The 25052-nt window shown below is 68.8% G+C and carries 23 protein-coding genes; 17 read left to right on the top strand and 6 right to left on the bottom strand.

Features of this window, described 5'->3' with window-relative positions; genetic code table 11:
* Positions 1–77 precede the first annotated feature (77 nt).
* Positions 78–1844 carry a dynamin family protein gene (locus BLW75_RS15900; protein ID WP_034320087.1) on the top strand — a complete coding sequence of 589 codons (1767 nt, stop codon included), beginning with the start codon at positions 78–80 and terminating at the stop codon, positions 1842–1844.
* The gene (locus BLW75_RS15895; RefSeq protein ID WP_034320084.1) at positions 1841–3046 is read left to right on the top strand and encodes a GTPase; all 1206 of its coding nucleotides are present in this window, start codon (positions 1841–1843) and stop codon (positions 3044–3046) included. The genes BLW75_RS15900 and BLW75_RS15895 overlap by 4 nt, the downstream gene beginning before the upstream one ends.
* Before the next feature lie 55 nt (positions 3047–3101).
* Here BLW75_RS15895 and BLW75_RS15890 read toward each other — a convergent pair whose 3' ends face one another.
* A complete protein-coding gene (locus BLW75_RS15890; RefSeq protein ID WP_034320079.1) occupies positions 3102–3503 on the bottom strand; it encodes a PPOX class F420-dependent oxidoreductase in 402 nt (133 codons plus the stop codon).
* A 142-nt stretch (positions 3504–3645) separates the two neighbouring features.
* On the opposite strand from BLW75_RS15890, the gene BLW75_RS15885 reads away from it, so the two are divergent.
* From BLW75_RS15885 to BLW75_RS15865, 5 genes are all read left to right on the top strand, one after another.
* Positions 3646–4863: a family 8 glycosyl hydrolase gene (locus tag BLW75_RS15885; RefSeq protein WP_034320076.1), complete on the top strand. Its 1218-nt coding sequence runs from the start codon at positions 3646–3648 to the stop codon at positions 4861–4863.
* A 279-nt stretch (positions 4864–5142) separates the two neighbouring features.
* Entirely contained in the window at positions 5143–6111 is a 969-nt protein-coding gene (locus BLW75_RS15880) for an ABC transporter substrate-binding protein (RefSeq protein ID WP_034320073.1), read from the top strand.
* A complete protein-coding gene (locus BLW75_RS15875; protein ID WP_034320070.1) occupies positions 6098–6997 on the top strand; it encodes an amino acid ABC transporter permease in 900 nt (299 codons plus the stop codon). Before BLW75_RS15880 ends, BLW75_RS15875 begins: the two co-directional genes overlap by 14 nt.
* Positions 6990–7757, top strand: a complete 768-nt coding sequence (locus BLW75_RS15870) for an amino acid ABC transporter ATP-binding protein (protein WP_034320067.1) — start codon at positions 6990–6992, stop codon at positions 7755–7757. Before BLW75_RS15875 ends, BLW75_RS15870 begins: the two co-directional genes overlap by 8 nt.
* On the top strand, positions 7754–9478 hold the full coding sequence (locus BLW75_RS15865) for an aminotransferase class V-fold PLP-dependent enzyme (protein WP_034320064.1): 1725 nt from the start codon (positions 7754–7756) through the stop codon (positions 9476–9478). Before BLW75_RS15870 ends, BLW75_RS15865 begins: the two co-directional genes overlap by 4 nt.
* A gap of 53 nt (positions 9479–9531) precedes the next feature.
* Here the strand turns inward: BLW75_RS15865 and BLW75_RS15860 are convergent, their stop codons facing one another.
* Complete coding sequence (locus BLW75_RS15860; RefSeq protein ID WP_034320061.1) at positions 9532–10704, bottom strand: macrolide family glycosyltransferase; 1173 nt, start codon at positions 10702–10704, stop codon at positions 9532–9534.
* Between the two features lie 290 nt (positions 10705–10994).
* On the opposite strand from BLW75_RS15860, the gene BLW75_RS15855 reads away from it, so the two are divergent.
* From BLW75_RS15855 to BLW75_RS15830, 6 genes are all read left to right on the top strand, one after another.
* Positions 10995–12551, top strand: coding sequence for an alpha/beta hydrolase (locus BLW75_RS15855; RefSeq protein ID WP_034320059.1), 1557 nt, complete (start codon positions 10995–10997; stop codon positions 12549–12551).
* A 142-nt stretch (positions 12552–12693) separates the two neighbouring features.
* Complete coding sequence (locus tag BLW75_RS15850; RefSeq protein ID WP_034320050.1) at positions 12694–13596, top strand: ABC transporter ATP-binding protein; 903 nt, start codon at positions 12694–12696, stop codon at positions 13594–13596.
* A complete protein-coding gene (locus tag BLW75_RS15845; protein WP_034320048.1) occupies positions 13593–14324 on the top strand; it encodes an ABC transporter permease in 732 nt (243 codons plus the stop codon). Before BLW75_RS15850 ends, BLW75_RS15845 begins: the two co-directional genes overlap by 4 nt.
* 20 nt (positions 14325–14344) lie before the next feature.
* Positions 14345–14974 (top strand): hypothetical protein, encoded by a 630-nt coding sequence (locus tag BLW75_RS15840; RefSeq protein WP_091597687.1) that lies wholly within the window; start codon positions 14345–14347, stop codon positions 14972–14974.
* Entirely contained in the window at positions 14971–15294 is a 324-nt protein-coding gene (locus tag BLW75_RS15835) for a transcriptional regulator (RefSeq protein WP_034320046.1), read from the top strand. The genes BLW75_RS15840 and BLW75_RS15835 overlap by 4 nt, the downstream gene beginning before the upstream one ends.
* Complete coding sequence (locus BLW75_RS15830) at positions 15281–16597, top strand: DNA polymerase IV (RefSeq protein ID WP_034320044.1); 1317 nt, start codon at positions 15281–15283, stop codon at positions 16595–16597. Before BLW75_RS15835 ends, BLW75_RS15830 begins: the two co-directional genes overlap by 14 nt.
* Positions 16598–16600: 3 nt before the next feature.
* Here BLW75_RS15830 and BLW75_RS15825 read toward each other — a convergent pair whose 3' ends face one another.
* The gene (locus BLW75_RS15825) at positions 16601–17020 is read right to left on the bottom strand and encodes a hypothetical protein (RefSeq protein ID WP_034320042.1); all 420 of its coding nucleotides are present in this window, start codon (positions 17018–17020) and stop codon (positions 16601–16603) included.
* A gap of 88 nt (positions 17021–17108) precedes the next feature.
* Here BLW75_RS15825 and BLW75_RS15820 point away from each other — a divergent pair, with 88 nt between their 5' ends.
* A complete protein-coding gene (locus BLW75_RS15820) occupies positions 17109–18236 on the top strand; it encodes a CapA family protein (RefSeq protein ID WP_034320038.1) in 1128 nt (375 codons plus the stop codon).
* 56 nt (positions 18237–18292) lie between these two features.
* Here BLW75_RS15820 and BLW75_RS15815 read toward each other — a convergent pair whose 3' ends face one another.
* Positions 18293–19318, bottom strand: coding sequence for a family 2 encapsulin nanocompartment cargo protein polyprenyl transferase (locus BLW75_RS15815; protein WP_034320035.1), 1026 nt, complete (start codon positions 19316–19318; stop codon positions 18293–18295).
* 452 nt (positions 19319–19770) lie between these two features.
* Here BLW75_RS15815 and BLW75_RS15810 point away from each other — a divergent pair, with 452 nt between their 5' ends.
* On the top strand, positions 19771–20535 hold the full coding sequence (locus BLW75_RS15810) for a bestrophin-like domain (protein ID WP_034320032.1): 765 nt from the start codon (positions 19771–19773) through the stop codon (positions 20533–20535).
* Positions 20536–20539: 4 nt separating this feature from the next.
* Entirely contained in the window at positions 20540–21748 is a 1209-nt protein-coding gene (locus BLW75_RS15805; protein ID WP_091597684.1) for a DUF6923 family protein, read from the top strand.
* 1 nt (position 21749) lies between these two features.
* Here BLW75_RS15805 and BLW75_RS15800 read toward each other — a convergent pair whose 3' ends face one another.
* A complete protein-coding gene (locus BLW75_RS15800; protein WP_395766736.1) occupies positions 21750–22769 on the bottom strand; it encodes an autoinducer 2 ABC transporter substrate-binding protein in 1020 nt (339 codons plus the stop codon).
* A gap of 269 nt (positions 22770–23038) precedes the next feature.
* Between BLW75_RS15800 and BLW75_RS15795 the strand changes: the two genes are divergently transcribed.
* Positions 23039–23503, top strand: a complete 465-nt coding sequence (locus BLW75_RS15795; protein ID WP_091597681.1) for a DUF4396 domain-containing protein — start codon at positions 23039–23041, stop codon at positions 23501–23503.
* A 268-nt stretch (positions 23504–23771) separates the two neighbouring features.
* Here BLW75_RS15795 and BLW75_RS15790 read toward each other — a convergent pair whose 3' ends face one another.
* On the bottom strand, positions 23772–24992 hold the full coding sequence (locus tag BLW75_RS15790) for a glycoside hydrolase family 88 protein (RefSeq protein WP_034323178.1): 1221 nt from the start codon (positions 24990–24992) through the stop codon (positions 23772–23774).
* Positions 24993–25052 lie beyond the last annotated feature (60 nt).

Raw genomic sequence — 25052 nt, 5'->3', positions numbered from 1 at the left:
AGGTCGCGGGGCCCGCACGGCATTGTTGGCCTATGCCACATTGATTCCGCGCTTGGTTAAGGGAACACTGCATCCCCGTGACAGCCCCCGCCTGGCTCGACGTGCTCAACGAGACCTTGGACGCCTGTGCCGCCCACGGTCGCGCCGACCTGGCCGAACGCCTCCGGCGCAGACGCGACCAGCGGGCGCCGGGCACCCGGATCGCGGTGGTCGGTTTTCCCAAGCAGGGCAAGGGTTACCTGCTCAACGCGCTGGTGAACGCGCCGGTCTGCGCGGTCGGGGACGCGAGTACGCCCGCCGTTCCCACGGAGATCGGCTACGCCGCCGATCCCGCCGCGATCCTGGTCGGGCATGCCAGGGAAAGCGTGCCGGTCGGTGACCTGGCCAAGGAACTCGAAGTCCGGCCGCCCGGCTCCCTGCGCCGGGTCGAAGTCGGCCTGCCGCGCGAACTGCTCGGCACGGGACTGGTGCTGGTGGACACCCCGGCGATAGGGGATCCCCGATCGCCGCGCACCGCCGCCACCCTCGACGTCCTCGCCGACGCGCACGCGGTGATCCTCGTCTCCGACGCGACACAAGAACTCCAGCCCGCGGAACTCGCGCTGGCGAGGCATATCCGCACCTGGTGCCCGGCGCTGGTGCTGGCGCTGACCAAGATCGACGTGAGCCCGGACTGGCGGGAACTCGCCGCCCGCAATCGCGCCGCGTTGTCGGAGACCGGTGTCGTCGCCGATGTCTTCCCGGTGTCCGCGACGGTCCGCCAGGCCGCCGCGAAGGCCGGTGACGCCGTCCTCAACGGACGGTCCGGTTTCCCGGAACTGCTGAACTGGGTGGGAGAGCAGGCCGCGCGCCCGATCGAACGGACCCGTGCGCTCGCCGCCGCGGTGAGTGTGCGCGCGGCGGCGGTCGAGCTGGTCGAGACACTCCAGGCCCGGCTCAACGCGGTCTCGCAGGACAACGGGGTCGACCAGGTCACGCTGCTGCACCAGGCACAGCGGCGCGCCGAGGAGCTGCGGCGGCAGAACGTCCGCTGGCAGAACATGTTGTCGGACGAGATCACCGACCTGATCTCCGACGCCGAATACGACCTGCGCGAGCGGACCCGGATGATCGTGCGGCATATCGACCGCACCTTCGACGAAGGCGATCCCGTGCAGATCTGGCCGGATTTCCAGACCTGGCTGGAAGAGAACCTCGCCGAGGCGGTCGAGACGAACTACAACTGGGTGTCCGACCGGTCGGAGTGGATCGCGCAAGCGGTCGCCTCGACCTTCGGGCCGCACTACGGTCATGCGCCGGAACTACCGCTGAGCGGGTCCGGAGTGGACTCGATCCCCGAGGTCGGCGCACCCAAGATCGAGCGGTTCAAGATCGGGCAGAAACTCTTCACCGGATTGCGCGGTTCCTACGGCGGCGTGCTGATGTTCGGCCTGGTCACCAGTCTCGCCGGGCTGCCGCTGATCAACCCGGTGTCGCTCGGCGCCGGGGTCGCGTTCGCGACCAAGAGCGTGCGCGACGAAGGCGGGACGCGATTGCAGCGACGTCAGGCGCTGGCGAAGGCCGCCGCGCAGCGCCACGTCGACGACGTGTTCATCCGGTTCAGCAAGGAGATCAAGGACGAGGTCCGTCAGGTGCAGCGGCGCCTGCGCGACCATTTCGCCGCGGTGGCCGACCGGCTCTCCGAAGAGCTGACGCGCCAACGGGAACTGATCATCGCCGGCTCCGCCGAACGGGACCGGCGCACCCAGCGGGTCAAGAAGGAGATCGACCGGCTGGCCGCCCTGCACCGGAAGGCGGGGGCGCTCGGCACCGGCGCCACGCCGCGCCGGGAGCTTTCGGCGTGACCCCCCTGGACGTCCGGGAACTGCTGAACGAGGCCGCGGCGCATTACCGGGATCGCCCGCACGCGGTGTCGATGCTGCGGGAATGCCTGGAGCGCTTGGAAGAACCGCTGCGGGTCGGTTTCACCGGCACCCCGGGAACCGGAAAGTCCACTTTGGTCTCCGCCCTCGCGGAATGGCCGACGCGGGCGTTGCGCGAAATCGAACTGTTCGACACCCCGGCCCCCGCCGAACACGTCGACGCGACGGTACGCCTGGTGCGCCATCTCGAACCCGACGAACTCGCGGGCACCCGGCCGGTGGGCGGTTCGGCGTTCGCGCGGCAGACGGCGGTCAATTCCGTGCTGGTGCTCGGCAGAGCGGACGAGGTCGGCGCGGGCCGGATCGACGCCTTGCTCACCGCGAAACAGCTGGCGCGGCGGGCCTGGCGCGAGAACCCGGATTGCGCGGGATTCCAGGGAGTCATCGCGGTCGCCGGGCAACTCGGTTACGCGGGGCGAGCGCTGCGAGACGACGAATTCGAGGTGCTGCGGGCGCTGGCGTCGATCTCCCGGCCGGAGCTCGAGCGCTACCTCCTGTCCGTCGATTCCTTTGTGGAAGATCCGTTCCCGGTGGGGGTCCCGGCGGAATCGAGGAAGCATCTGGTGTCGCGGTTCGGGCTCTACGGGGTCCGGCTGGCGATCACCCTGATCCGCACCGGCTGCGAGAACAGACTGAAACTTTCGGCGGAACTCGTGCACCGCAGCGGTCTCGGCGACCTGAGGGACGCGCTCGCGGGCTGCTTCGTCGCGCGGGCCGAGGCGTTGAAGGCGCGCACGGCGGTGGTGCGGTTGGAAGGCCTTCTCGCCGCGGAACCCCTTCCGCACGGCGACCGGCTCGCCGCGCGCGTGGAGCGTTTCGCCGCGGCGGCGCACGACTTCCGGGAGCTGCGGCTCATCGCCGGTGTCCGCGGCGGCCGCACGGCGTTGACCGGAGAGGTCGCCGAGGAAGCCGTCCGCTTGCTCGGTGCCCAGGGACTCGCGCCCACCGAACGGCTCGGTCTCGAACCGGACGCGGATCCGGCCGAGATCCACGCGGCCGCGGAAAGCGCGCTCGTCCGCTGGCGGCACGAGGCGGAACGGGCCGACGCCGCGCACGCCGAACGCGCGGCCGCCCGGGTGATCGTGCGCTCGGTCGAAGGACTGCTCAGCCTGTTCGTGGCTTGACGCCTGCCGGTCACCGGCTGATCCCCGACCGGCACACCCGGCTCGTGCGCGCGGGTCAGGCGTTGCCGAGTACCCGGGTCACGGTGATCTCGACGACCACACGCTCCGGGTTCGGCTTGGGCTGTCGGTAACGCGCCGCATAGCGGTTTTCCGCGTCGCGTACCGACTCCGGGTCTTCGCGCAGCACGGCACGTCCCTCCAAAGTGGACCACCGGGGCCCGTCGATCTGGCAGGCGGCGACCGGAATGCCCTGTTCGCCCGCTTCCTTGATCAGGCGCGCCTTCTTGGACGAGCGGAACGTGATCACCCTGGCGATCCCAGCCTCGAAGTCCACCGTGACCCCCACCGCGACGACGTGCGGAGTCCCGTCGGGGCGGACCGTGGTCAGGGTGGCGAGGTGCCGTTCGGTCCAGAAGTCGCGGAAGGACTCGCCGCGCGCGCTCAGGTCGATCGTCATGCCGTCAACGCTAAGGCACGCGTCACGGAGACGTCATTTGAGGTAATAGTAAGGAAACTTTCTTAACTCTCTTGTCTTTGCCCGATCCGGCTGTCACTCTCGAAACGCGCCGCCGCCATCAACGACGTTTCCGGAGGAGCCGATGAGAAAGACCGTTCGGACAGTGCTGGCCGCGGCCGCGCTGACCGCCGGGCTGGTCGCCACGACCGCCCCCGCCACCGCGGTGACCAGGCAGGGGACCCCTTACCTGCCGGGCGTTCTGCGCCCGTCCGTGGCCCAATCGGCACAGGACGCGGCGCTCGCCAAGTACTACGACTACTGGAAGAAGAACTTCCTGACCACCAAGTGCGGGGCGGGCACGTACGCGGTCAAGGCGCCGGACGCCGACCATGCCTTCGTGGCCGAGGGTCAGGGTTACGGCATGACCATCGCGGCGATGATGGCGGGCAAGGACTCGCAGGCGCGCACGGTTTTCGACGGCATCCTGAAGTTCGTCAAAGCGCACCCGTCCGTGATCGACAAGGATCTGCACGCCGCCGAGCAGAACGAGAGCTGCCAGAGCGTCAACGGCAGTGACGCGGCGACCGACGGCGACCTCGAGATCGCGTACGGCCTGCTCCTCGCCGACAAGGTCTGGGGCAGCGGCGGTTCGGTCAACTACAAGGCCGAGGCGCTGCGGATCATCAAGGCGATCAAGCGCAGCGAGGTCAACCCCGACACGAAGTTCATGCGGCTGGCGGACTGGGCCGACAGTGGCAAGTACATCAACAGCTCGCGCTCGTCGGACTGGATGCCAGGACACCTTCGGGCGTTCGAGAAGGCCACCGGCGACTCCTTCTGGGGTCAGGTCCGGACCCGTCAGGAGAAGGCGGTCACGCAGCTGCAGCAGCAGTACGCGCCGAAGACCGGCCTGATCCCGGACTTCGTCGTCAACACCAACTCCACGCCGAAGCCCGCTCCGGAGGGCTTCCTCGAGGACCACGACCCGTACTACGGCTACAACGCCTGCCGTGACCCGTGGCGGCTCGGCGTCGACGGGATCACCGTTTCGGGCAGCCCCGCGCAGGGGCAGGTGCGGAAGATGAACACCTGGATCCAGCAGAACACCGGCGGCAACCCGGCCAAGATCACCACCGGCTACACGCTGTCCGGGGCCAAGCTGCCGGAGGAGACGGGGCAGCACCCCTGCTTCACCGCGTCGTTCGCCATCGCGGCGATGAACGACCCGGGCAGCCAGGCCTGGCTCGACAAGCTGTGGACGTCGATCACCACCTGGTCGCCGAACGCCAAGGACTACTACGGCACGGGCATCACCGTGCAGGTTCTGATCATCCTGTCGGGGAACTACGTCGCGGTCTGACGGAACTCGCGTGAGTCTGGAGCCAGGTCCGTGAAGGCCTCCTTGGGGGACCCAGAGTCCCTCAAGGAGGCCTTCGCATCTTGCCGAGTAACTGGCATCGAGCCCGTCGGGTCTCGTGAGTGGTAAGGACGGTTAGAACCGTCCTTAGCACTCACGACCCCGGGGCGCGGAAGCCGTGCGAAACGGACATCCACCGGACAGGATTTCAACTGTGAGTTGACCTCTTCAACAGCCAGTTGTAGCGTCGGCGACCACCTGAAGCCCCCGTGGAGGTCCGTCATGCCGTCGACGCCGCTCACCCTGACCCGAACCTGGCGCCTGGCCGTGCTCACCGGCGTGGCCGCGCTCGTCACCGCGGCCTGCGGAGGCGGGCCCGACGGGGCAGGTGGCCAGGAACCCGCTGCCCCGGGCGCGCCCGCCGCCATCCCGGACACGACCGCGCTGATCGAGTCCGTCCAGAAGGACGCCGCCGTCGCCGGCACCCTCCCCGCGAAGTACGCGCAGGCCGGGATGCTGCACCTGGCGTCGAATCTGCAGTCCGCGCCCAACAACTTCTACGCCGCCGACGGCAAGACCCCGATCGGCTACGAGGTCGACCTCGCCAAGGCCATCGGCAAGAAGCTGGGCGTCACCGTGCACCACCAGGACATGGCGTTCGGGTCGCTGATCACCAGCCTCCAGTCCGGCCGCGTCGATCTCACGATGGCCGCGATGAACGACACCAAGACCCGTCAGGCGCAGATCGATTTCGTCGACTACTTCTCCTCCGGGATCACGATCATGGTCCGCAAGGGCAATCCCGACCAGATCTCCGGCCCGGACACGTTGTGCGGCAAGAACGTCGCGGTCGTGCAGGGGACGAGCCACCAGAAGTTCGCCGAAGAACAGAACGGCAAGTGCGCGCAGACGGGCAAACCCGCGCTGACCGTGACCGCGACCGATTCCGACACCCAGAACCAGAACCAGCTCCGCACCGGCCGGGTCGCCGCCATCCTCAACGACCTGCCCAGCGCGGTCTACATCTCGCGGACCGCGGGCGAGGGCAAGTTCTTCGAGGTCGTCGCCGGCGAGCCGATCAACGGCGGGCCGTACGGGATCGGCGTCACCAAGGAGAACAAACCGCTCGCCGAGTCGATCCAGAAGGCGTTGCAGTCCCTGATCGCCGACGGCGGCTACGGCAAGATCCTGCAGGCCTGGGGCGTCGAACAGGGCGCGGTCAAGGAGGCGAAGCTCAATGGCGGGAGCTGAGCCGCTGCCGATCGTCCGGCTGAGGCACTGGGGCCGCTGGGTCAGCGCCGTCGTCATCCTCGCGCTGCTGGTCCTGCTCGGGATCGCGCTCGCGAACGCGCAGATCCAGTGGGACTCCGTGCCGGAATTCCTGTGGTACCGCGTGATGGCGGTCGGCCTGCTCAACACCGTGCTGCTCGCGGTGATCGCGCAGGGGTCGGCGATCGTCATCGGGATCGTGATCGCCCTGATGCGCCGCTCGGCGAATCCGGTGGCGCGCTGGTTCGCGGCGGGCTACATCTGGCTGTTCCGCGGGCTTCCCGTGCTGCTGCAGATCCTGATCTGGTACAACCTGGCGCTGGTCTTCGAGTTCATCTCGATCCCGCTGCCGTTCGGCGGCTATCTGCTGCACGAGCAGACCAACGTGCTGATCACCGCGTTCACCGCCGCGCTGCTGGGCTTGGCGCTCAACGAAAGCGCGTACATGGCCGAGATCGTCCGCGCCGGGCTGAACAGTGTCGACAGTGGACAGACCGAGGCGGCGAAGTCGATCGGGATGTCGCCGGGCGCGACGCTGCGCCGCGTGGTGCTGCCGCAGGCGATGCGGGTGATCATCCCGCCGACCGGCAACGACTTCATCAACATGCTCAAGGGGACGTCGATGGCGTCGGTGATCGGCGTGACCGAACTGATCCACGCCGCCAACAACATCTCGTCCAACAATCTGCTGGTGATGGAGACCCTGCTGGCCGCGGCCGTCTGGTACATGGTCGTGGTGACCGTCGCCGGGGTCGGGCAGCACTATCTGGAGCGCACGTTCGACTCCGAAGACCGGTCGAGGAGCCCGTTCTCCCGTGCCGCCAAGGCGTTGCGCACCGCGCCGCTGGTGAGGAGTGAACGTGTCTGAGCCACTGCTGAAGGCCGTCGGCGTCCGCAAGAGCTACGGCCACACCGAGGTATTGGGCGGGATCGACCTCGAAGTCCACAAAGGACAGGTGGTCTGCCTGCTCGGCCCGTCGGGCGCCGGGAAGAGTACCTTCCTGCGCTGTGTCAACCATCTGGAGACGATCGACGCCGGCCAGGTCTGGGTCGACGGCGAGCCGATCGGTTTCCGGCTGCGCAATGGCAAACTGTACGAGCTGAAGGAACGCGAGGTCGCCCGCCAGCGGCGCGACATCGGCATGGTGTTCCAGCGATTCAACCTGTTCGGCCACCGGACGGCGCTGCAGAACGTCGTCGAAGGGCCGGTGCGGGTCCTCGGGCTGAACCCTGAGGAAGCGCGCGTCCAGGCGCTCGACCTGCTCGACAGGGTCGGCCTCGCCCACCGTGCCGACGCCTATCCGGCGCAGCTGTCCGGCGGGCAGCAGCAACGGGTCGCGATCGCCCGGTCGCTGGCGATGAAACCGAAGCTGATGTTGTTCGACGAGCCGACGTCGGCGCTCGACCCCGAACTCGTGGGCGAGGTACTGGCGGTGATGGGTACGTTGGCCGCGGAGGGGATGACGATGGTCGTGGTGACGCACGAGATGGGGTTCGCGGCCGAGGCCGCGGACGAGGTGGTGTTCATGGCCGATGGCGTGGTCGTCGAGACCGGGCCGCCGGGGGAGATCCTGAGCGCTCCGAAGCACGAGCGGACCAAGCAGTTCCTGGCGCGGGTCCTCGCATGACGCGGATCTCCCCGCGGTACCTGCTGCAGTTCGACGAGCCGGCCGGGTACCTCGACTTCGCGCGGTTCGGTCCGCCGTCGCACGCCGTGCTCGACACGACGGCGAGCCTGCTCGACGCCTCGACCAAGGCCGGTCCGTCCACCGTGGACGACCTGATGCGGCAGGAGACCAGGGCCAAGGCCGCCGCCGCGCGGCTTTCCGGCAGCGACACCGACCACACGGTGCTGCTGCCGCATACCAGTCTCGGGTTGTTCCAGGCGGCGTTCAACGCGCCCGGCGGCGAGGCGCTGGTGTCGGCGGCGGAGTTCCCGGCCAATACCTACCCGTGGGCGCGGGCCGAACAGGCGGGACGGCTGACCGTGCGGCGGCTGCCGCTGGGGAACGTCACCGCGGACGCGGTCAAGGCGGCGCTGACGCCGGAGACGTCCCTGGTGAGCGTGAGCGCGGTCGACTTCCGGACCGGGTACCGCGCCGATCTCGCGGCGCTCCGGGAGGTGGTCGGCGACAGGCTGCTCGTCGTCGACGGGATCCAGGGCTTCGGGGTGACCGAAGCGCCATGGGAGGTCGCGGACGTGCTCGTCGTCGGCGGGCAGAAGTGGTTGCGGGCGGGCTGGGGCACCGGTTTCGCCGTGCTGTCCGACCGCGCGCTGGAGCGGATGGAACCGATCCTCTCCGGCTGGACCGGAGCCCGCGATCCGGGACTGTTCGACGACGAGATCCATCCCGCCGACGAGACCGCGGCCTCGTGGTCGATCTCGAACCTGAGCCCGATCACCTCGGGCGCGTTCGCGGCGGCGCTTGAGCTGGTCGAGGAAGCGGGCGTCGGAGCCATCGCGGGCCGGATCGCCGAGCGGGTCGGCGAACTCGAAGCGGCCGTGCAATCCGTTGGCGGGGAAGTGGTTTCGGCCGTCGACCGGCGGGCGGGCATCCTCGCCTTCACACTGCCGGGGCACGCGGCCGAACAGGTGGGTTCCGCGCTGGCGAACGCCGGGATCGCCGCGACCGTGCGGCCGGAACACGTCCGGCTGTCGCCGCACGCGTCGACTCCGGCGAGCGCGGCCGAACAGCTGCGGACGGCGTTGGAGCGGCTGAAGAAGCCGGTCACGGTGTTCGAAGCGCCGGTCGTCGCTTCGGCGGCTTCGGGTGATCTGCTCACCGCGCTCGTCCCGGCGGTGCACGCGCTCGCGGCGATGCTGGGGCCGGGCAACGAAGTCCTGCTGCACGACCTGAGCAGGCTCCCGGACTCGATCGTCGCCATCGCGGGTGACCTCACCGGCCGGACGGTCGGCGGGCCGATGACGGATCTGCTGCTGGGCCTGGTCCGCCGCGGTACCACGCAGGACCTGACGAACTACGAGACCCACGGCCCCGACGGCCGCGCGATCCGCTCCTCGACGCTGTTCCTGCGGGACGCCGACGGGGTCGCGATCGGCTGCCTGTGCGTCAACCGGCTGTCCGACGGCGCGCCGAAGGCCGACGGGCACGAACCCGAGACGTTCCCGCCGGACGTCGACAGCCTGCAACGGTTCCTGGTCGGGCGCGCCGTGGCGAAGGCCGGGATCCCGGTGGACCTGATGAAGAAGCGGCACAAGGCGGCCGTGGTCCGGGAACTGGACGAGGCGGGGTTCTTCCTCATCAAGGACTCGGTGGACCACCTCGCCGGGGAACTCGACGTCACGCGGTACACGATCTACAACTACCTGAACGAGATCCGGGGCTGATCGTCTCGTGAGTGGTAAGGACGGTTCTAACCGTCCTTACCACTCACGAGGGCCTAGCTCAGGAAGGACTCCACGGCGTCGGCGGCCTTGTCGATGCCGCCGTTCCCGCGCGTCTCGGCCTGGACCTCGGCGAGCCGCGCGGCCACCTCGGGCGACCCGGCGACCCGCTCGACGGCGGCCCGCAACGTCGAGGCCGTCACCTCGTCGGCCGGGAGCTGCTCGCCGACCCCGAGCTCCGCCAGTTTCGCCGCGTTGCCGAAACCGTCGGTGGCCAGCGGGATCGCGACGGTCGGCACGCCGTACCACAGCGATTCCGTGCTGCCGCCCATGCCGGCGTGCGTGATGAACGCCGACGCGGCTTCCAGTACCGCGAGTTGCGGCACGAACTGACGCACCTCGATGTGCTCGGGCAGCGGCCCGAGCGCGGCCGGATCGGTCTGGCCGATGGAGATGACGACGTGCCAGTCCGAGTCACGGAAGCCGTCGACACAAGCGCGGAACAGGTCGAGCTGGTCGGTGAAGGCCGTGCCGAGCGACATCAGCAGGACCTTCCTGCCGTTCGACGGCGGGGTCCAGCTTCGGTCGGCGAGGCGTTCCGGGTCCAGCGCCGGGCCGACGAACCGGACCGACGACGGCACCCGATCGACGTTCGGCTGCATCGCCTTCGGCAGCAGCGCGAGCACCTGGGGCGGATGGGAGATCCAGTCCCAGGCGTCGGCCTCGATGCCGTTTTCGTGCAGCCATCGGGTGAACGTGGCGAAATAGTCCTTTCCGGACGGCGAGGTCCGGATCGAGGTCAGGATCTCGCCCATGTCCTCTTCGTAGCCTTCCCAGGCGACATACGTCGGGGAAAGCTGCACCGCCGGAACGTCGTAGCGCCTGGCCAGCAGCGGAGCCGGGAGGCCGCCGATGTCGTAGAGCAGCAGATCCGGGCGGTTCTCGTCGTAGAAGCCGGTGAGCGCCGGCATCGCCTGGATGCCCTCGTCGAGGAAGACCCGCATCTGCGACGCGGGATCCTCCGGCCACGCCGCCTGATCGCCGAGCGGGAGGATCGACGGATGCGCGACGACTTCGGCCCCGGTCGGTTCGATCAACCCGGTGAGCGGCTCGCCCACGGCGTAGGTGACCCGGTGCCCGCGAGTGACCAGCTCACGGATGATCGCCAGCGAGGGATAGATGTGACTCGGCGCGGTGGAGCCGATCATGGCGATGTGCTTGTTCTGCATGATGTCCTGTCTGAATTTGTGAAGGAACGTCAGACGGCGCGCAGAAAAGGGACCACCTGATCGCGGGCGGCCCTGCGGTCACGCCGTCTCAGACGGTGCGCATGCGGATGTGGCAGATCATGATCGACAGCCTAGCGACTCCCGCCCGGCCTCCCAACCGATTAACCGGTTGCCCGGTTTGCCGCGATCGGGACCCGCCATTGGTAGGGACCTTCGCCGGAAGGCTTCCGCAGGTCATGGACGTGGATAGGGTTTCGGGGCTTTCACCTTTGGAGGGAAAGGGAGAAACCTTGAGACGTGTGCTCATCACCGCGCTGGCCGTCGCCACGCTCGCGTCGGTCGCGGTGACCGCGCCCGCCGTCGCCGCGGAAGAGACGCAACCCGCCGAGACGATCACCTGGGGCGCTTGTACCGACGAGACCTTGATCAAGGCCGGTGCCGAATGCGGCTACCTGCCCGTTCCGCTGGACTATTCGCGGCCGCGCGGCGAGAAGATCCAGCTCGCGCTCAGCCGCGTCAAGCACAAGACACCCGAGGCGCAGTACCAGGGCGTCATGCTCACCAACCCCGGTGGGCCCGGCGGTTCCGGGCTGCTGCTCGCGACCCGCGGGACGCGTGTGCCGAACCGCGCCGGCGACGCCTACGACTGGGTCGGTTTCGACCCGCGCGGTGTCGGCTCCAGCAAACCCGCGCTCTCCTGTATCCCGAACTACATGGACTACAACCGGCCGAACTACGTGCCGACGACGCGGCAACTGGAGAAGACCTGGTTGCAGCGCTCGAAGTCCTACGCCGACGCGTGCGCGGAGAAGAACAGCCGCGCGCTGCTGGAGAACATCAAGACGACCGACACGGTCAAGGACATGGAAAGTATCCGCAAGGCGCTCGGCGCGGAGCAGCTGAACTTCTACGGATACTCCTACGGCACCTACCTCGGCCAGGTCTACGGGACGCTGTACCCGCAGCACGTCCGCCGGATGGTCCTTGATTCCACTGTGGACCCCCGCAACGTCTGGTACCAGGCCAACCTGAACCAGGACGTGGCCTTCGACGTCAACCTGAACATCTGGTTCGGCTGGGTGGCGCAGCATGACTCCGTCTACCACCTCGGCAAGACCCAGGCCGCGGTGAAGCAGGTCTTCGACGAGCAGCTGAAGAAGCTGGCGGCGGTTCCGGCGGGCGGCTACATCGGGCCGGACGAGTTCCTCGACGTCTTTCAGCAGGCTTCCTACTACCAGCTGCGCTGGACGCTGCTCGGCGACGCGCTCGCGAAGTTCGTCAACCAGGGCGACTGGCAGACGATGAAGGGTCTGTTCGAGGCCTTCGGCGGCCGCGGTGACGACAACGGGTACGCCGTCTACCTGGCCGTCCAGTGCACGGACGTCAAGTGGCCGTCGAGCTGGCAGCAGTGGAAGCGCGACAACTGGCGCACGTACGAGAAGGCGCCGTACTTCACGTGGCAGAACGCCTGGTTCAACGCGCCCTGCCGGTACTGGCCCGCGAAGCCCGGCAAGCCGGTCAAGGTAGACGGCTCGAAGGTGCCGAGTGTGCTGATGATCGGCGAGACCCTCGACGCGGCGACGCCGTACGAAGGCAGCCTCGAAGTGCGTAGCCGGTTCCCCGGTGCTCGCCTGATCGGTGAGCCGGGCGGTACGAGCCACGCCATCACCCCACGCGGCAACGCGTGCGTCGACAACCGGATCGCCGACTACCTGGCGACCGGGGTACTGCCCGAGCGCAAGCCAGGGCGGACGGCCGACGTCGAATGCGCGCCGCTGCCGCTCCCGGTGCCGCCTCCGGCACCCGCTTCGGTTCCTGACGCGGCCACCTCCCGGGTGCCCGCCTAAGCAATGCGCGTGAAGGCCCCCTTCCCTCGGCTCAGCCGAGGGAAGGGGGCCTTCACGCGCTACGGGGTTTTGAGAGCAGGGGACTTTGTGTTACAAAGTGCGAGTGAGCTTTGTGGTTCAGAGTGCTCGAAGGGGGAAAGTCATGGCGGACGCGTTCAGCCTCCAGGGGCTGGTCAAGCGCTTCGGCGACGTCCTGGCCGTCGACGACGTCAGTGTGCGGGCCGCGCCTGGGGAGGTGGTGGCGCTGCTCGGGCCGAACGGTGCTGGCAAATCGACCACCATCGACATGCTGCTGGGCCTGAGCAGGCCGGACGCCGGTCAGGTCCGGGTCGCCGGGCTCACCGCCGCCGAGGCGATGGACCGCGGGATGGTCGGCGCGATGGCGCAGAACGGGACGCTGCTGCGGGACGCGACGGTCGCCGAGCTCGTCGGCCTGTTCGCCTCACTGCACCGGAACGCGCTGCCGGTCGGTGAGGTGCTCAAGCGCGCCGGCGTCACCGAGTACGCGAATCGCCGCTGCGGGAAGCTCTCCGGCGGCGAGCAGCAGCGGGTGCGGTTCGCGCTCGCGCTGGTCGGCGATCCGGACCTGCTGGTGCTCGACGAGCCGACCGCCGCCATGGACGTCGACGGGCGCCGCCGCTTCTGGGCGTCGATGCGCGAGTACACCGAGACGGGCCGCACGGTCCTCTTCGCGACGCACTACCTCGCCGAGGCCGAGGACTACGCGGACCGTGTCGTGCTGATGCGGCACGGCCGGGTGGTCGCGGACGGTCCGGTCGGTGAGGTCCGGGCCGCGGTCGCCGGACGCGTGCTGCGTGCCGTCGTCCCGCGAGCCACCGAGGCCGCGCTCGCCGCGCTGCCCGGGGTGTCGCGCGCGGTGCTGCGCGCCGGGCACGCGGAACTGAGCTGCGCCGATTCCGACGCCGCCATCCGCGGCCTGCTGCGCGAGTTCCCGCTCGCGGCGGACATCGAAATCACCGCTGTGGGACTGGAAGAAGCCTTCATCGCGCTGACCGCCGATGAAACCGAGGGGGCCTCGAGATGAACCTGAACTACCTGGCGCTGGAGATCAAGCGCATCGTCCGCAGCCCGCAGTTCGCGTTGTTCACCATCGGCATGCCCTTGGCGATGTTCCTGTTGTTCGGCGGGATCTTCGGCGCCCGCGACATCGCTCCTGGCATCTCGACCGCGACGGTGACCATGGTGAACATGGCCGCGTACGGCGCCATGACGGCCGCGCTGTTCACCGGCACCCGCGTCGCCACCGAGCGCACCGACGGCTGGCAGCGCACCTTGCGGCTGACACCGATGCGGGCGCCCGGCTACCTGATGGTCAAGGTGACGGCGGGATTGTTCGTCGCGTTGCCCGTCCTGCTGGTGATCTTCGCGGCCGGGATGATCCGCGGCATCCGGCTCGAAACCGGCCAGTGGCTGACGATCTTCGGCGCACTCTGGCTCGGCGCGCTGCCCTTCGCGGTGCTGGGCCTGATGATCGGCCTGTTCGGCAAGGGCGACACCGTCCAGGCCGTGACCGGCGCGCTGATGCTGCCGCTGGGGATGTTCGGCGGATTGTGGATTCCGCTGCAGGTCCTGCCCGGCTGGATGAACACCGCGGGGCACCTCATGCCGACGTACTGGCTCGGTGAGATCGGCCGCGCACCGGTGCTCGGCGGTTCGGGCACGCTGACCGCCGTCGCGGTGCTCGCGGCGTGGCTGGTGATCCCCGCGCTCGTGGTGATGGCGAGGTTCCGGCTCGACACGGCGAGACTGTGAACCCGTGTTAGTTTTCCGAAGTGGCGGAGGATGAACGGGACGGCGACGAGCGGCCGATGACGCCCGAGGAGTCGCTCGCGCTCATCGCCACGCAGTCGGAGCGGACCCGGCGCGAGATCGGGCCGAATCCGGCGGTGCTGCTCGCCGTCTGGGGTCTGGTGTGGCTGTTCGGTTTCGGGCTGATCTACCTCTCCGCCCCGCCGACCGCGCTGATGCCGCTGTGGGCCGCCGGGGCGATCACCGTCGCCGGGTTCGCCGGGGCCATGGCGTATTCGGCGATCTACGGCATCCGTTCGGGTCGCGGGGTGCGCGGGCCGTCCCGGCTCGTCGGGGCGATGTACGGGTGGAGCTGGATGATCGCGTTCGGCGGGCTGACGGTGGTGAACACCGCGCTGATCCGCCTCGGCCTCGACACCGAGCTGATCCCGTTGCTGTGGTCCGGGACCTCGCTCATGCTGACCGGCCTGATGTACCTCGCCGGCGGGATGCTGTGGCAGAGCAAACTGCAGTACGGCCTCGGGGTGTGGATCATCGCGTGCGGCGCGGCGAGCGTGCTGGCCGGAGGACCGCACAACTTCCTCGTGCTGAGCCTCGCGGGCGGCGGTGGCTTCCTGGTGGCGTCGCTGGCCTTCCTGGTGCGGGCGCGATGAGCGAAGACGGGCTGCCCCAGCTCGATCCGGTGATCCACGCACAGGCGAGGCTGCGGGTCACCGTGGCGCTGTCGAGCCTGGGGCCGGGGGACAGCATCACCTTCCCGCGGCTGCAGCAACTGCTGGACATGACACCGGGCAACCTGTCGACCCATTTGCGCAAACTCGAGGACGCGGGCTACGTCGAGATCACGAAGGCGTTCGAGCACCGCACGCCGGTGACGCTGGTCGAGCTGACCACCCGTGGCCGGGCCGCGTTCGAGGAGTACACGAAGGCCCTGCATCGTCTTCTCGAGGTGCCGGGCGATGGGCGGGCATGACCGGTGGGTCATCCACCTCGACATGGACGCGTTCTACGCCTCCTGTGAACAGCTGACCCGGCCGACCCTGAGCAAGCGTCCGGTACTGGTCGGCGGCGCGGGCCCGCGCGGCGTCGTCGCCGGAGCGAGTTACCAGGCGCGCGAACACGGGATCAAATCGGCGATGCCGATGTCGCAGGCCCGGCGGTTGCTGCCGCCCACCGGGGTCATCCTGCCGCCGCGGTTCAAACTGTACGAACTGCTGAGCACCCAGGTGTTCGACCTCGTCGCGAAGTACGCGCCCGTGCTGGAACGGATCTCCCTCGACGAGGCCTTCGCGGAACCGCCTTCGCTGGCCGGTGCTTCTTCCGACGAGGTGCGGGAGTTCGGTACGCGCCTGCGGGAGCACATCCGGTCCGAAATCGGCCTGGTGGCGTCGATCGGGGCGGCGTCGGGAAAGCAGGTCGCGAAGGTGGCGTCGGATCTGGCGAAACCGGACGGGCTGCTCGTCGTCGACCAGGGCACCGAACGCGACTTCCTCGCGCCGCTGCCGACCAGGGTGCTGTGGGGGATCGGCCCGGTGGCGGAAGGGAAACTGCGGGCGATCGGCGTCCGGACACTCGGCCAGCTGACCGCGCTCTCCGACGCCGACGCGGTGTCCACATTGGGCAGTGTGGTCGGGCGGGACCTGCGGCGGCTGGCCACCGGCGTCGACGACCGGCCGGTGTCCGACCGCGCGGAGCTCAAGCAGGTCAGCGCGGAGACGACCTTCGACCGTGACCTGATCGACTTGATGAGCCTGCGCCGCGAGGTCCGCGACCTCGCCGTGCACGCGCACCGGCGCCTCGTCAACGCCGAACGTGTCGCGCGGACGGTGGTGGTGAAGCTGCGGCACACCGACTTCAGCACCGTGACGCGTTCGGAGACGATGGCCTCGCCCACCGACGAATTCGATCAGCTCGCCGCGATGGCGGAACGGCTGCTGATCGATCCGGCCGAGTTCGGCGGGGTGCGGCTGGCCGGGGTGGCGTTCTCCGGGCTTTCGGTGCCGCATCAGGATCCGCTGTTCACTCTTTCCGTTCCGGCCGCCGAGACGCCCGTGGTCGAGCGAGCGCCCGCGCCGGCGGCCGTGGTGACGTCGAGCTGGCGGCCCGGGGACGACGTCGTGCACGAGTCGTACGGAACCGGGTGGGTGCAGGGCGCCGGGCACGGGCGGGTGACCGTCCGGTTCGAGACGCGCACCAGCGGGCCGGGGGTGGCGCGGACGTTCACCCAGGAGGATCCGGCGCTGCGGCGGGGAGAGCCCGGCGACTGCCTGGCTTGAGGGTCAGCCTCGGCAGACGGTCACGAAGTTCGCGCTGGTCACCTTCACATCGCGCGGGCAGTTGCGGAAGCCGAAGATGCACCAGTTCCCGTCGTCGCCTTCGATGAGCAGTGCGCCGTACGCGCGCTTGTCGTTCCGCTGGTCGTTGAGGACCGCCATGGCAGCCTGGTCCTTCTGCTCCACGCTGCCGACAGTGACCGGCGTTTCGCCGGAGACCAGCTCGGCCGGAGCGGCGGACTTGTCCGGCGTGCGCGGGCAGGTCAAGGCCAGTAAAGCGGGATTGTCGCCGTCGGTCATCGCCTGCGCGATCGCCCCGGCGGCGCCGTCCGCCGTCGTTCTGTCGGCCGACGATCCACATGCCGCGGTCAGCCAGAACGCGGCGACGACGAAAGCGATGAGGCCGAACCGGGGACGCGCGGTCATGACGCGATCCTCCGCGATCAGGCGTGACGCTGTCCAGTGACCACCCGTAAGGCAGGATGGAGGGACCTTCACCCGATCGAGGGAATAGATGTTCAGCTCCCGTGCCCGCCAGACCACCGCCCTCCTCGGCGCCGCTCTCCTGCTCGCAGGGTGCAGCAGCGCTCCGGAACAGCAGCCGCAGCCCGCCACGTCCGAGGCGCCGGCGGCAAGCCGGGCGCCGGACGGGTCGTTCACCGTGGTCGCGACCGGTGACGTGCTGATCCACCCCGCGCTGACCGAGCAGGCGAAGGAGGACGGCGGCGGCAAGATCGACTACCGCCCCCTGCTGGCCGGGATCAAACCGCTGATCTCCGGGGCCGACCTCGGCATCTGCCATCTCGAGACCCCGCTCGCGCCGAAGGGCGGGCCGTACAGCGGCTACCCGTCGTTCAGCGCGCCACCCGAGATCGCCGACGCGCTGAAGGACACCGGGTACGACAACTGTTCGACGGCGTCCAACCACACGATCGACCAGGGCGTGGACGGCGCGACCAGGACACTCGACGAACTCGACGAGGCCGGGATCAAGCACACCGGCTCGGCGCGTTCGGCCGAAGAGGCGAAGAAGCCGCTGATCGTCGACGTCAAGGGCGTCAAAGTCGCGCAGATCTCCTTCTCCTACGGGTTCAACGGGATCAAGGTGCCCGCGGGCAAACCCTGGCTGGTCAACCAGATCGACGCCGAAGACGTGATCGCCGAGGCCAAGGCCGCGCGGAAGGCGGGCGCGCAGGTCGTCCTCGCGAGCCTGCATTGGGGCACCGAATACCAGCACGACCCGACCGCCGAACAGCGCTCATTGGCGAAGAAACTCCTCGGCGACGACTCGATCGACCTGATCATCGGCCATCACGCGCACGTCGTGCAGCCCTTCGAGCAGATCAACGGCAAATGGGTCGCCTATGGCCTCGGCAACAGCGTCGCCCGGCATTCGGAGCCGAAGGGTTCGACCGAACAAGGCGCGGCCGCGCGGTTCCGGTTCGTGCGGGACGGCGACCGCTGGAAGGTCGACAAGGCCGAATACGTCCCGACACTGGTCCAGCTCGGCCCGCCGATCCGCCTGCTCGATCTGACCGCGGGGCAGGCCGGGAACGCCGGCGCGGAAGCGCTCAAGGCCACCGACGAGGTCGTCCTCAGCCGCGGCGCGGGCGACCGGGGACTGACCCGCCCCGGCCGCTGACCCGACGGGACAGGGGCAGGCTGGTCCCGCCCACCCCTGCCTTACCGCGCCCGCCTTCAATACCGTCGCCGCACCACCAGTTTCGCGAGGGCCGCGAGCTCGGCGCCTGGGCGAGGCACCGGGTTCGAGACGGCGAGATGGTGCAGCGCGCCGGTCAGGAGCGCGTCGGCCTGCTCCTGACTCCAAGCCCGGCCGCCCGCCCGTTCCACCAGCTCGGCCGCGTGGGGCAATTCCGCGGCTTCGAGGTTTTCCTTGCGGTACAAGGCATCCAGTTCTCGCCCGGCTTCCGTCCCCGAATGGAGCGCGGCCACCACCGGCAGGGACTTCTTCCGGTTGGACAGATCCGAGTGGACCGGTTTCCCGGTCACCGCCGGATCGCCCCAGATCCCGAGCAGATCGTCGATGTGCTGGAACGCCAGCCCGAGCGCCCTCCCGTACTCGGTCAGCCGGTCGACCTGATCCTGCCTCCCTTCCCCGGCCAGCGCCCCGAGCGTGCACGACGCCCCGAGCAACGCGCCGGTCTTCCCTTCGGCCATGCGTACGCATTCGGCGGTGTCGACGTCACCGCGTTCCTCGAACTTCAGATCGGCGCTCTGGCCCTCCAAGAGATCGATCACGGCACTGCTGAGCACCCGCAGCGCGGTCTGCCCGAACGGGGACAGCACCTCGAAGGCCCGGCACAGCAGGGCGTCCCCGGCGAGGATCGCCGCGCCGGTGCCGAAAACGGTCCACGCCGTCGGGCGGTGCCGCCGGGTGGTGTCGGAGTCCATCACGTCGTCGTGCAACAGGGAGAAGTTGTGCACCAGCTCCACCGCGACCCCCACCGGCACGGCGATTTCGGCGTCCCCGCCGACCGCCTGCGCCGAAAGCAGCGCCAGCGCGGGCCGCAAGGTCTTCCCGCTGTCCGAAGTGGACGGACGCCCGTGTTCGTCCCACCAGCCGAAGTGGTAGCCGGCGATCAGCCGCATCGATTCGGGCAGGCCGTCGACGGTCTCGCGCAGGGCCGGGTCGAGCAGCTTCCGGCTCCAGTCCAGCACTTCACCGGCGGGCCGGGCTCCGGTGTGGGTCTCGGTTGTCGTCAACGGACTCCCTTTCGGTCGACCCGGTGAACTGCTGTTTTCGCAATTCGTGGCTACTCATTCGAGTGGGGCATGGGCAAGGTCAACATAGCAAGGGCCAATGCCCGGACAAACAGCTCGATCGGGTCTGCGGAGAGGTTCACCTGTTTGCCGGACTGCTCCGGATGCGTGGTCCGAAGACGGCTGTTCGGGTGCCGGAGCTGCGCGAAACGCGGGTATGCGGCGGCGTCGGTGACGTCTCGTGGTGACCGCTCACTCGGTCGTGAAGCCGAGCTCTCCGACCGGTGACGCGCCTTTCCGGCGTGTATCGGAAATTGTTTCGAGTGTTGCGAAATTGGGCCGAGCCGGTGAAGGTCGGCTGGGCTTCTTCCGCCACTGGTATGAATTGATTCAACCGGCCTTTTCGCCCGTGGAAGTGTGAACTAGCTTCAGCAGTCTCCGTGGGAAGGACTCGAATGGGTATTTACCTGACCGGCATCGCCTGGGTCGTCGGCGCGGCGGCCATCGCGTGCTTCGTCGGCTACCTCGTCCGCCGGTTCGGCTGGGACGAGGGACGGCCGGACAACAACGACGCCGCCGGTCAGGTGTTCACCATCGTCGGCGGGCTGCACGCCGTACTGGTCGCGTTCATCCTGATCTCGCTCTTCGACTCCGCGAGCGCGGCGCGCGAGGGCTCGTACCACGAGGCGGACAGCCTGGTCGCCGCGGTCTGGGCCGCCGATTCGCTGGGGACCGAGGTCAAGGACGAGGTGCGGAAGCTGAGCGCGGAGTACATCACCACGGTCGAGCAGAAGGAGTGGCCGCTGATGGCCGGGGGGCAGACGAGTATTCCCGATCGCGGCTGGGCACAGCTCGACAACTTGCGCAAGGCGGTGGACAAGGCCCCGTCGGACGACGACTGGATCCGTGAGCGCAAAGCCGAGGCCGCCACCCAGCTCTGGCAGGTCTACGAGGCCAGGCAGGACCGGCTCAACGCGGTCGAGGGCAGCCGGGTCGGCAGCGTCGTCTGGTTCGCGCTCATTCTCGGCAGCCTCATCTCGGCGCTGCTGCCCAATCTGTTCGGCGGTACCCGGCTGGCCGCGCACCTGGTGCTCGTGTCCACACTGGCGGGAACGGTCACGTTGCTGCTGTTCGCGATCTATCAGCTGCAGAACCCGTTCGGCGGCGGGGTGCGGATCCCGCCGGACGCGTTCACCTCCGCGCTGGCGAGGATCTCTTGAGCCGGTGAGCACTGTGGACCGGGTGACGCGGTCGGCGGCGACGGTGGCCGTCGCCGGTCTGGTGGGGGCGTCGGCCTTGCTGGCCCCGATGGCCGCCCATGCCGCCGAGTCCTGCCTGGTGGTGCAGGCGGAGACCGGGTCGCACGGGAAGTCGAAGCTGCGCTGGCTCGACGCCGGATCGGGGGCCACTGCGCGCGTGACCGAACCGGGCTACCGGCTCAACGCGCTCGGGTACTCCGCGACGCGGAACCTGGTCTTCGGTGTCGCGGAAGGACTCAGCCGGGGCGCGCACGCGGTGACGATCGACCGTGACGGGAAGACCCAGGACCTCGGTCCGATCACCCGCGCCGGGAACCGGTTGCCGTTGTGGAGCCCCGTCGCCGGGGTGACCGCCGGCGCGATAGGCGGGAATTCCTGGTATCTGCTCAGGAACGGCACTTTGTACACAGTGGACTTGTCGCCGGGAGAGCGGTACCTGCGGGTGATCGGGACGGTGTTCCTCCGGCCGATCACGCTCGCCCACGACGTCAACGATTTCGCGTACCACAACGGATTGCTCTACGGCGTGTCCACCACCTGGCGGGGGAAGGGCGCCGTGATCACCATCGATCCCGCGTCCGGCAAGGTCCGCGAAGCCGAAGACGCGCGTTTCCCGCCCGCCGACGTCTACGGTTCGGTCGTGCTCGGCCGCGACGGCGCGCTGTACGCCACGGCGAACCGGATCGGCGGGCGCAGTGTGCTCTACCGCCTCGACCGAAGCGGGCAGGTGACCGTGGTGCGTTCGGGCCCGCCGCTGGCGGGTTCGGACGCCGCGGGCTGTCTCACCGCGCCCGAACCGCCGAAACCCGAGCCGCCCAAGCCGACTCCGGCACCCACGCCGACACCCACTCGGACTCCGGCGCCTTCCCTGCCTCCGTCTCCCAGCCCGTCTTCCACACCCTCGCCCAGTCCGTCTTCGTCACCGAGTCCTTCGCCGGCTCCCTCGCCGACGCCGTCGTCGAGCCCGGCGCCCACTCCGGCACCCAAGGTGGTGCCGCCGCCCGCTCCCGCGCCGAAGCCGTCTCGTTCCGCCGCGCCCCGGGAACGGAAGGAGGAGGCGGCGGAGACCGATTCCCTTGCCCGTACGAAGGAGAAACGACGGTGGGGATTGACCGCGCTGGTGCTGATCCTCGGTGGTGGCGCGGCGGCGGCCGCCGTCCGGCGGGGCCGGTGAGTCAGTACTTGAACTGGTCCACGTTCTCGCGCGTGATGAGCAGCGGGTCGCCGAGGAGCACGGTCTTCGTGTCTTCCTCGTACTTGATCGCGGGGAGTTCGAGGTTGACCTTGTTCGACGGGCCGAGCCGTTTGCCCTCGGCGATCTGCTTGCCCGCCCACGCGGTGAGGTAGCCGAGCGATTCGACGTTCCACAGCACCGACAGCGACGCGGAACCGTCCAGCAGGTAGGGCTTGATCGCCTGCGGCGTCCCGACACCGACGGTGAAGACGCGGCCGATCTTCTGCTGCGACCGCACCGCCTCGGCGACCCCGGGCGCGGATGTCGTGCATTCGCCGACCAGGCCGGTGAGGTCCGGATACTTGGCCATCAGCCCTTTGGCCAGCGCGGTGGCGTTGTCCTTGTCCTCGCCGGCGTAGACCGTTTCGACGAGCTGCGCATGGGGGTACTCCGTAGCCGTATAAGCGCGCTGAACGGCGATCCACGCGTTGAGGTTCTCGGCGGTTTCGCCGCAGGAGACGATCGCGTACTTGCCCGCGTTCCCCATCTTCTTCATCAAAGCGTCGGTGAGCGCCTTGCCGATGCCCTCCGGGGTCGCCTGGTTGACGAAGAGCTCGCGATCGGTGCCGGGCGCGTCGGTGTCCGAAGTGATCACATGGACGCCCTTGGCCCGCGCCTCGGTGATCACAGGCGCGATCGCCCTGGGATCGTTCGGCGCGATCGCGATGACGTCCACCTGCTGGTCCACGAGGCCGCGCACGATCGAGACCTGCGCCGCGGGCTCGACCGTGGCCGGGCCGGTCGAGCTCCATTCGACCCCGAGCTGCTTGGCCGCGGCCTGCCCGCCGGTGTTCATCGCCTCGAAGTACGGGATGCCCGCGACCTTCGGCACGAAGGCGATCCGGATCGGCTTCGCCGCCGTCTCCGCCGGTTCTTCACCACCGCCACAGCCGGTCAGCCCGAACACCATGCCCCAAGCGAGCACAGTGGCAACGACGAGCGTCTTCGTCGGCCCTCGCATCTCCACCCCATAGTCACGGAACTACCTGAACCAGCCGATCGGTCTACGCGCGGTGGAGACCTCCGGCGAAACTAGGGGTGTTCGGTTACCCCGGTCAACCGGATGAGCGCAAAGGGTTACGGAAGTGAGTTCATCGACCTGGGCTGATTACCGGGTCGGCCTACGGGGGTGACGGTGAGCGACCGGGAGATGCGCATCACTGCGCCTTATATACGGGTGGGGGGTATGGTGTCCGCATGAACGAGACACGGCATGGAGCAAGCTGGTCGATGGCGGCGTCGGCGACCCTGCACTGCCTCACCGGCTGTGCGATCGGTGAGGTCCTCGGCATGGTGATCGGCACGGCTCTCGGCCTCGGCAACGTGGCGACGATCGTCCTCGCGGTGGCGCTCGCCTTCGTCTTCGGTTACGCGCTGACCATGCGCGGCGTGCTGAAGTCGGGCCTTCCGTTCGGCACCGCGCTCAAGGTGGCGCTGGCGGCCGACACCGTGTCGATCGCGGTCATGGAGATCGTCGACAACGGGGTCATGCTGGTGGTGCCGGGTGCCATGGAGGCCGGGCTGGCGAGCCTGCTGTTCTGGGGTGCGCTGGCGTTCGCGCTGGCCGTCGCGTTCGTGCTGACGGTGCCGGTGAACAAGTGGATGATCGGGCGCGGGCTGGGGCACGCGAAGGTCCACGCGCACCACGGCGGGCACGGCGACCACAGTGGTCACGAAGGGCACCACGCGCACTGAGCGCCCTTCACTGCACGGGTCGCGGAAGGTCCGCGCGGGACTCCTTGTCCAACCCTCAAGGTCAGGGGGCCGACAAAGTCGCATAACCGCTGACCAAGGGGGCGGTGGATGCTGAGGCGGGCTTGGGGGTTTGTGCGCTTTATGAGGGCGTCGTGAGTGGTAATGGTCGTTCTAACCCTCTTTACCGCTCACGACCCCTGTCGAAAACCGAACATACAAGCATCAAATGGACACTCAGATATCCGATAGCGTCCGCCGCCACCCGTCGTCAGGCGATCGACAGGTCGATCGCCTTGTCGATCTCCTTCGGCATCAGCACCCGCAAAAGACCCTCCAGCAGGTAGTAGTCGGCGTAGGGCAGCGAAACCTCGACGCCGTCCTCGGCACGGCGGTTGCGCGTCCCCCGTGCCACGATCGCCTCGGCGCGGGTGGACTTCGTGGTCAGGCAGGTGTCGCACAACGCGGTGAGGATCCGGATCGCCGCCTCGCGGTAGTGCGGCCGGTTCGCGACCTTCGCCAGGTCGAGCAGGCCGCACGCCATCACCGCCCCGGCGGAAGAGTCCTTGATGTCGTGCGGTGCCTGCGGCGCGAGGTAGTCCCACACGGGCACGTTGTCGGGAGTCAGCGCGCGCAGCGCGAAGTCGGCCAGGCGTTGCGCGGTCCGCAGGAACAGCGGGTCGCCGGAACGCCGGTACATCGTGGTGAATCCGTAGATACCCCACGCCTGTCCGCGCGACCAGCAGGACGTCGGGCTGTAACCCTGCACGGTGTTCGGGCCGATTTCGGCGCCGGTGTCGGGGTCGAAATCGAACACGTGCGGAGTCGAACCGTCCGGGCGAAGGAAGACTCGTTCGGTGGTCTTCGCGTGGGAGACGGCGATGTCGAGGTACTTCCGGTCACCGGTCTGCTTGCTCGCGAACGCCAGGAGATCCAGGTTCATCATCGTGTCGATGATGACCCGGCCGGCGTTGCCCGGCGTGCCGAGCGCGCCCCACGCCCGGATGAACCTCCCCTTTTCGTTGTAGCGCTGGATGAGCGACGCGGCGGCGTTCAGCGCGCCGGTGCGCCATTTCTCGTCGCCGGTGAGCCGCCAGCCGGTCACCCACGACGGATAGAAGAGGAATCCGAGGTCGTGGTCCCGCGTCTCGTGCCGGCGCGGCGCGAGCTTTTCCGCCGACGCCATGGCGAGGGTGCGGAATTGCGGATCACCGCTGTGGATGGAGGCGAGCCACAAGGTTCCCGGCCAGAATCCGCCGATCCAGCCGCCGTTCTGCGAATAGGTCCATTTCTCGAACCGGGTGATCTCCGGAAAGGCCGTCACACCGGGCGCGACGGCTCGCAACTTGGCGACCGCGTAATCGGCCGTTCGGCGGAAAGTCCTCAGGCTGTCGGCGGTTTCCCCGGCCGCTCCGGCGGCCGGGGTGATCGTCGTGGCCGCGACGGCGGCACCGGCTGCGGTGGTCAACAGGGTTCGCCGGGAAACGCTCACCATGCCCGCCATTCGTCAGTGGGAAATGCGTAACGGGAGTTTCGCACGCCGATGACGGGA

This window comes from Amycolatopsis lurida, assembly GCF_900105055.1.
GTDB classification, from domain to species: Bacteria; Actinomycetota; Actinomycetes; order Mycobacteriales; family Pseudonocardiaceae; genus Amycolatopsis; species Amycolatopsis lurida.
This window is presented reverse-complemented; position numbering and strand designations above follow the sequence as displayed.

Excerpts from the sequence above, each read along its gene's own strand:
- BLW75_RS15890 (WP_034320079.1), bottom strand. The coding sequence starts at position 3,503 with ATGACGATCGACCTGAGCGCGCGCGGCGAGTCCTTCCGCGACTTCTGG.
- BLW75_RS15875 (WP_034320070.1), top strand. The coding sequence starts at position 6,098 with ATGGCGGGAGCTGAGCCGCTGCCGATCGTCCGGCTGAGGCACTGGGGC.
- BLW75_RS15845 (WP_034320048.1), top strand. The coding sequence starts at position 13,593 with ATGAACCTGAACTACCTGGCGCTGGAGATCAAGCGCATCGTCCGCAGC.
- BLW75_RS15850 (WP_034320050.1), top strand. The coding sequence starts at position 12,694 with ATGGCGGACGCGTTCAGCCTCCAGGGGCTGGTCAAGCGCTTCGGCGAC.
- BLW75_RS15860 (WP_034320061.1), bottom strand. The coding sequence starts at position 10,704 with ATGCAGAACAAGCACATCGCCATGATCGGCTCCACCGCGCCGAGTCAC.
- BLW75_RS15795 (WP_091597681.1), top strand. The coding sequence starts at position 23,039 with ATGGCGGCGTCGGCGACCCTGCACTGCCTCACCGGCTGTGCGATCGGT.
- BLW75_RS15885 (WP_034320076.1), top strand. The coding sequence starts at position 3,646 with ATGAGAAAGACCGTTCGGACAGTGCTGGCCGCGGCCGCGCTGACCGCC.
- BLW75_RS15865 (WP_034320064.1), top strand. The coding sequence starts at position 7,754 with ATGACGCGGATCTCCCCGCGGTACCTGCTGCAGTTCGACGAGCCGGCC.
- BLW75_RS15830 (WP_034320044.1), top strand. The coding sequence starts at position 15,281 with ATGGGCGGGCATGACCGGTGGGTCATCCACCTCGACATGGACGCGTTC.
- BLW75_RS15835 (WP_034320046.1), top strand. The coding sequence starts at position 14,971 with ATGAGCGAAGACGGGCTGCCCCAGCTCGATCCGGTGATCCACGCACAG.
- BLW75_RS15880 (WP_034320073.1), top strand. The coding sequence starts at position 5,143 with ATGCCGTCGACGCCGCTCACCCTGACCCGAACCTGGCGCCTGGCCGTG.
- BLW75_RS15810 (WP_034320032.1), top strand. The coding sequence starts at position 19,771 with ATGGGTATTTACCTGACCGGCATCGCCTGGGTCGTCGGCGCGGCGGCC.
- BLW75_RS15825 (WP_034320042.1), bottom strand. The coding sequence starts at position 17,020 with ATGACCGCGCGTCCCCGGTTCGGCCTCATCGCTTTCGTCGTCGCCGCG.
- BLW75_RS15800 (WP_395766736.1), bottom strand. The coding sequence starts at position 22,769 with ATGCGAGGGCCGACGAAGACGCTCGTCGTTGCCACTGTGCTCGCTTGG.
- BLW75_RS15820 (WP_034320038.1), top strand. The coding sequence starts at position 17,109 with ATGTTCAGCTCCCGTGCCCGCCAGACCACCGCCCTCCTCGGCGCCGCT.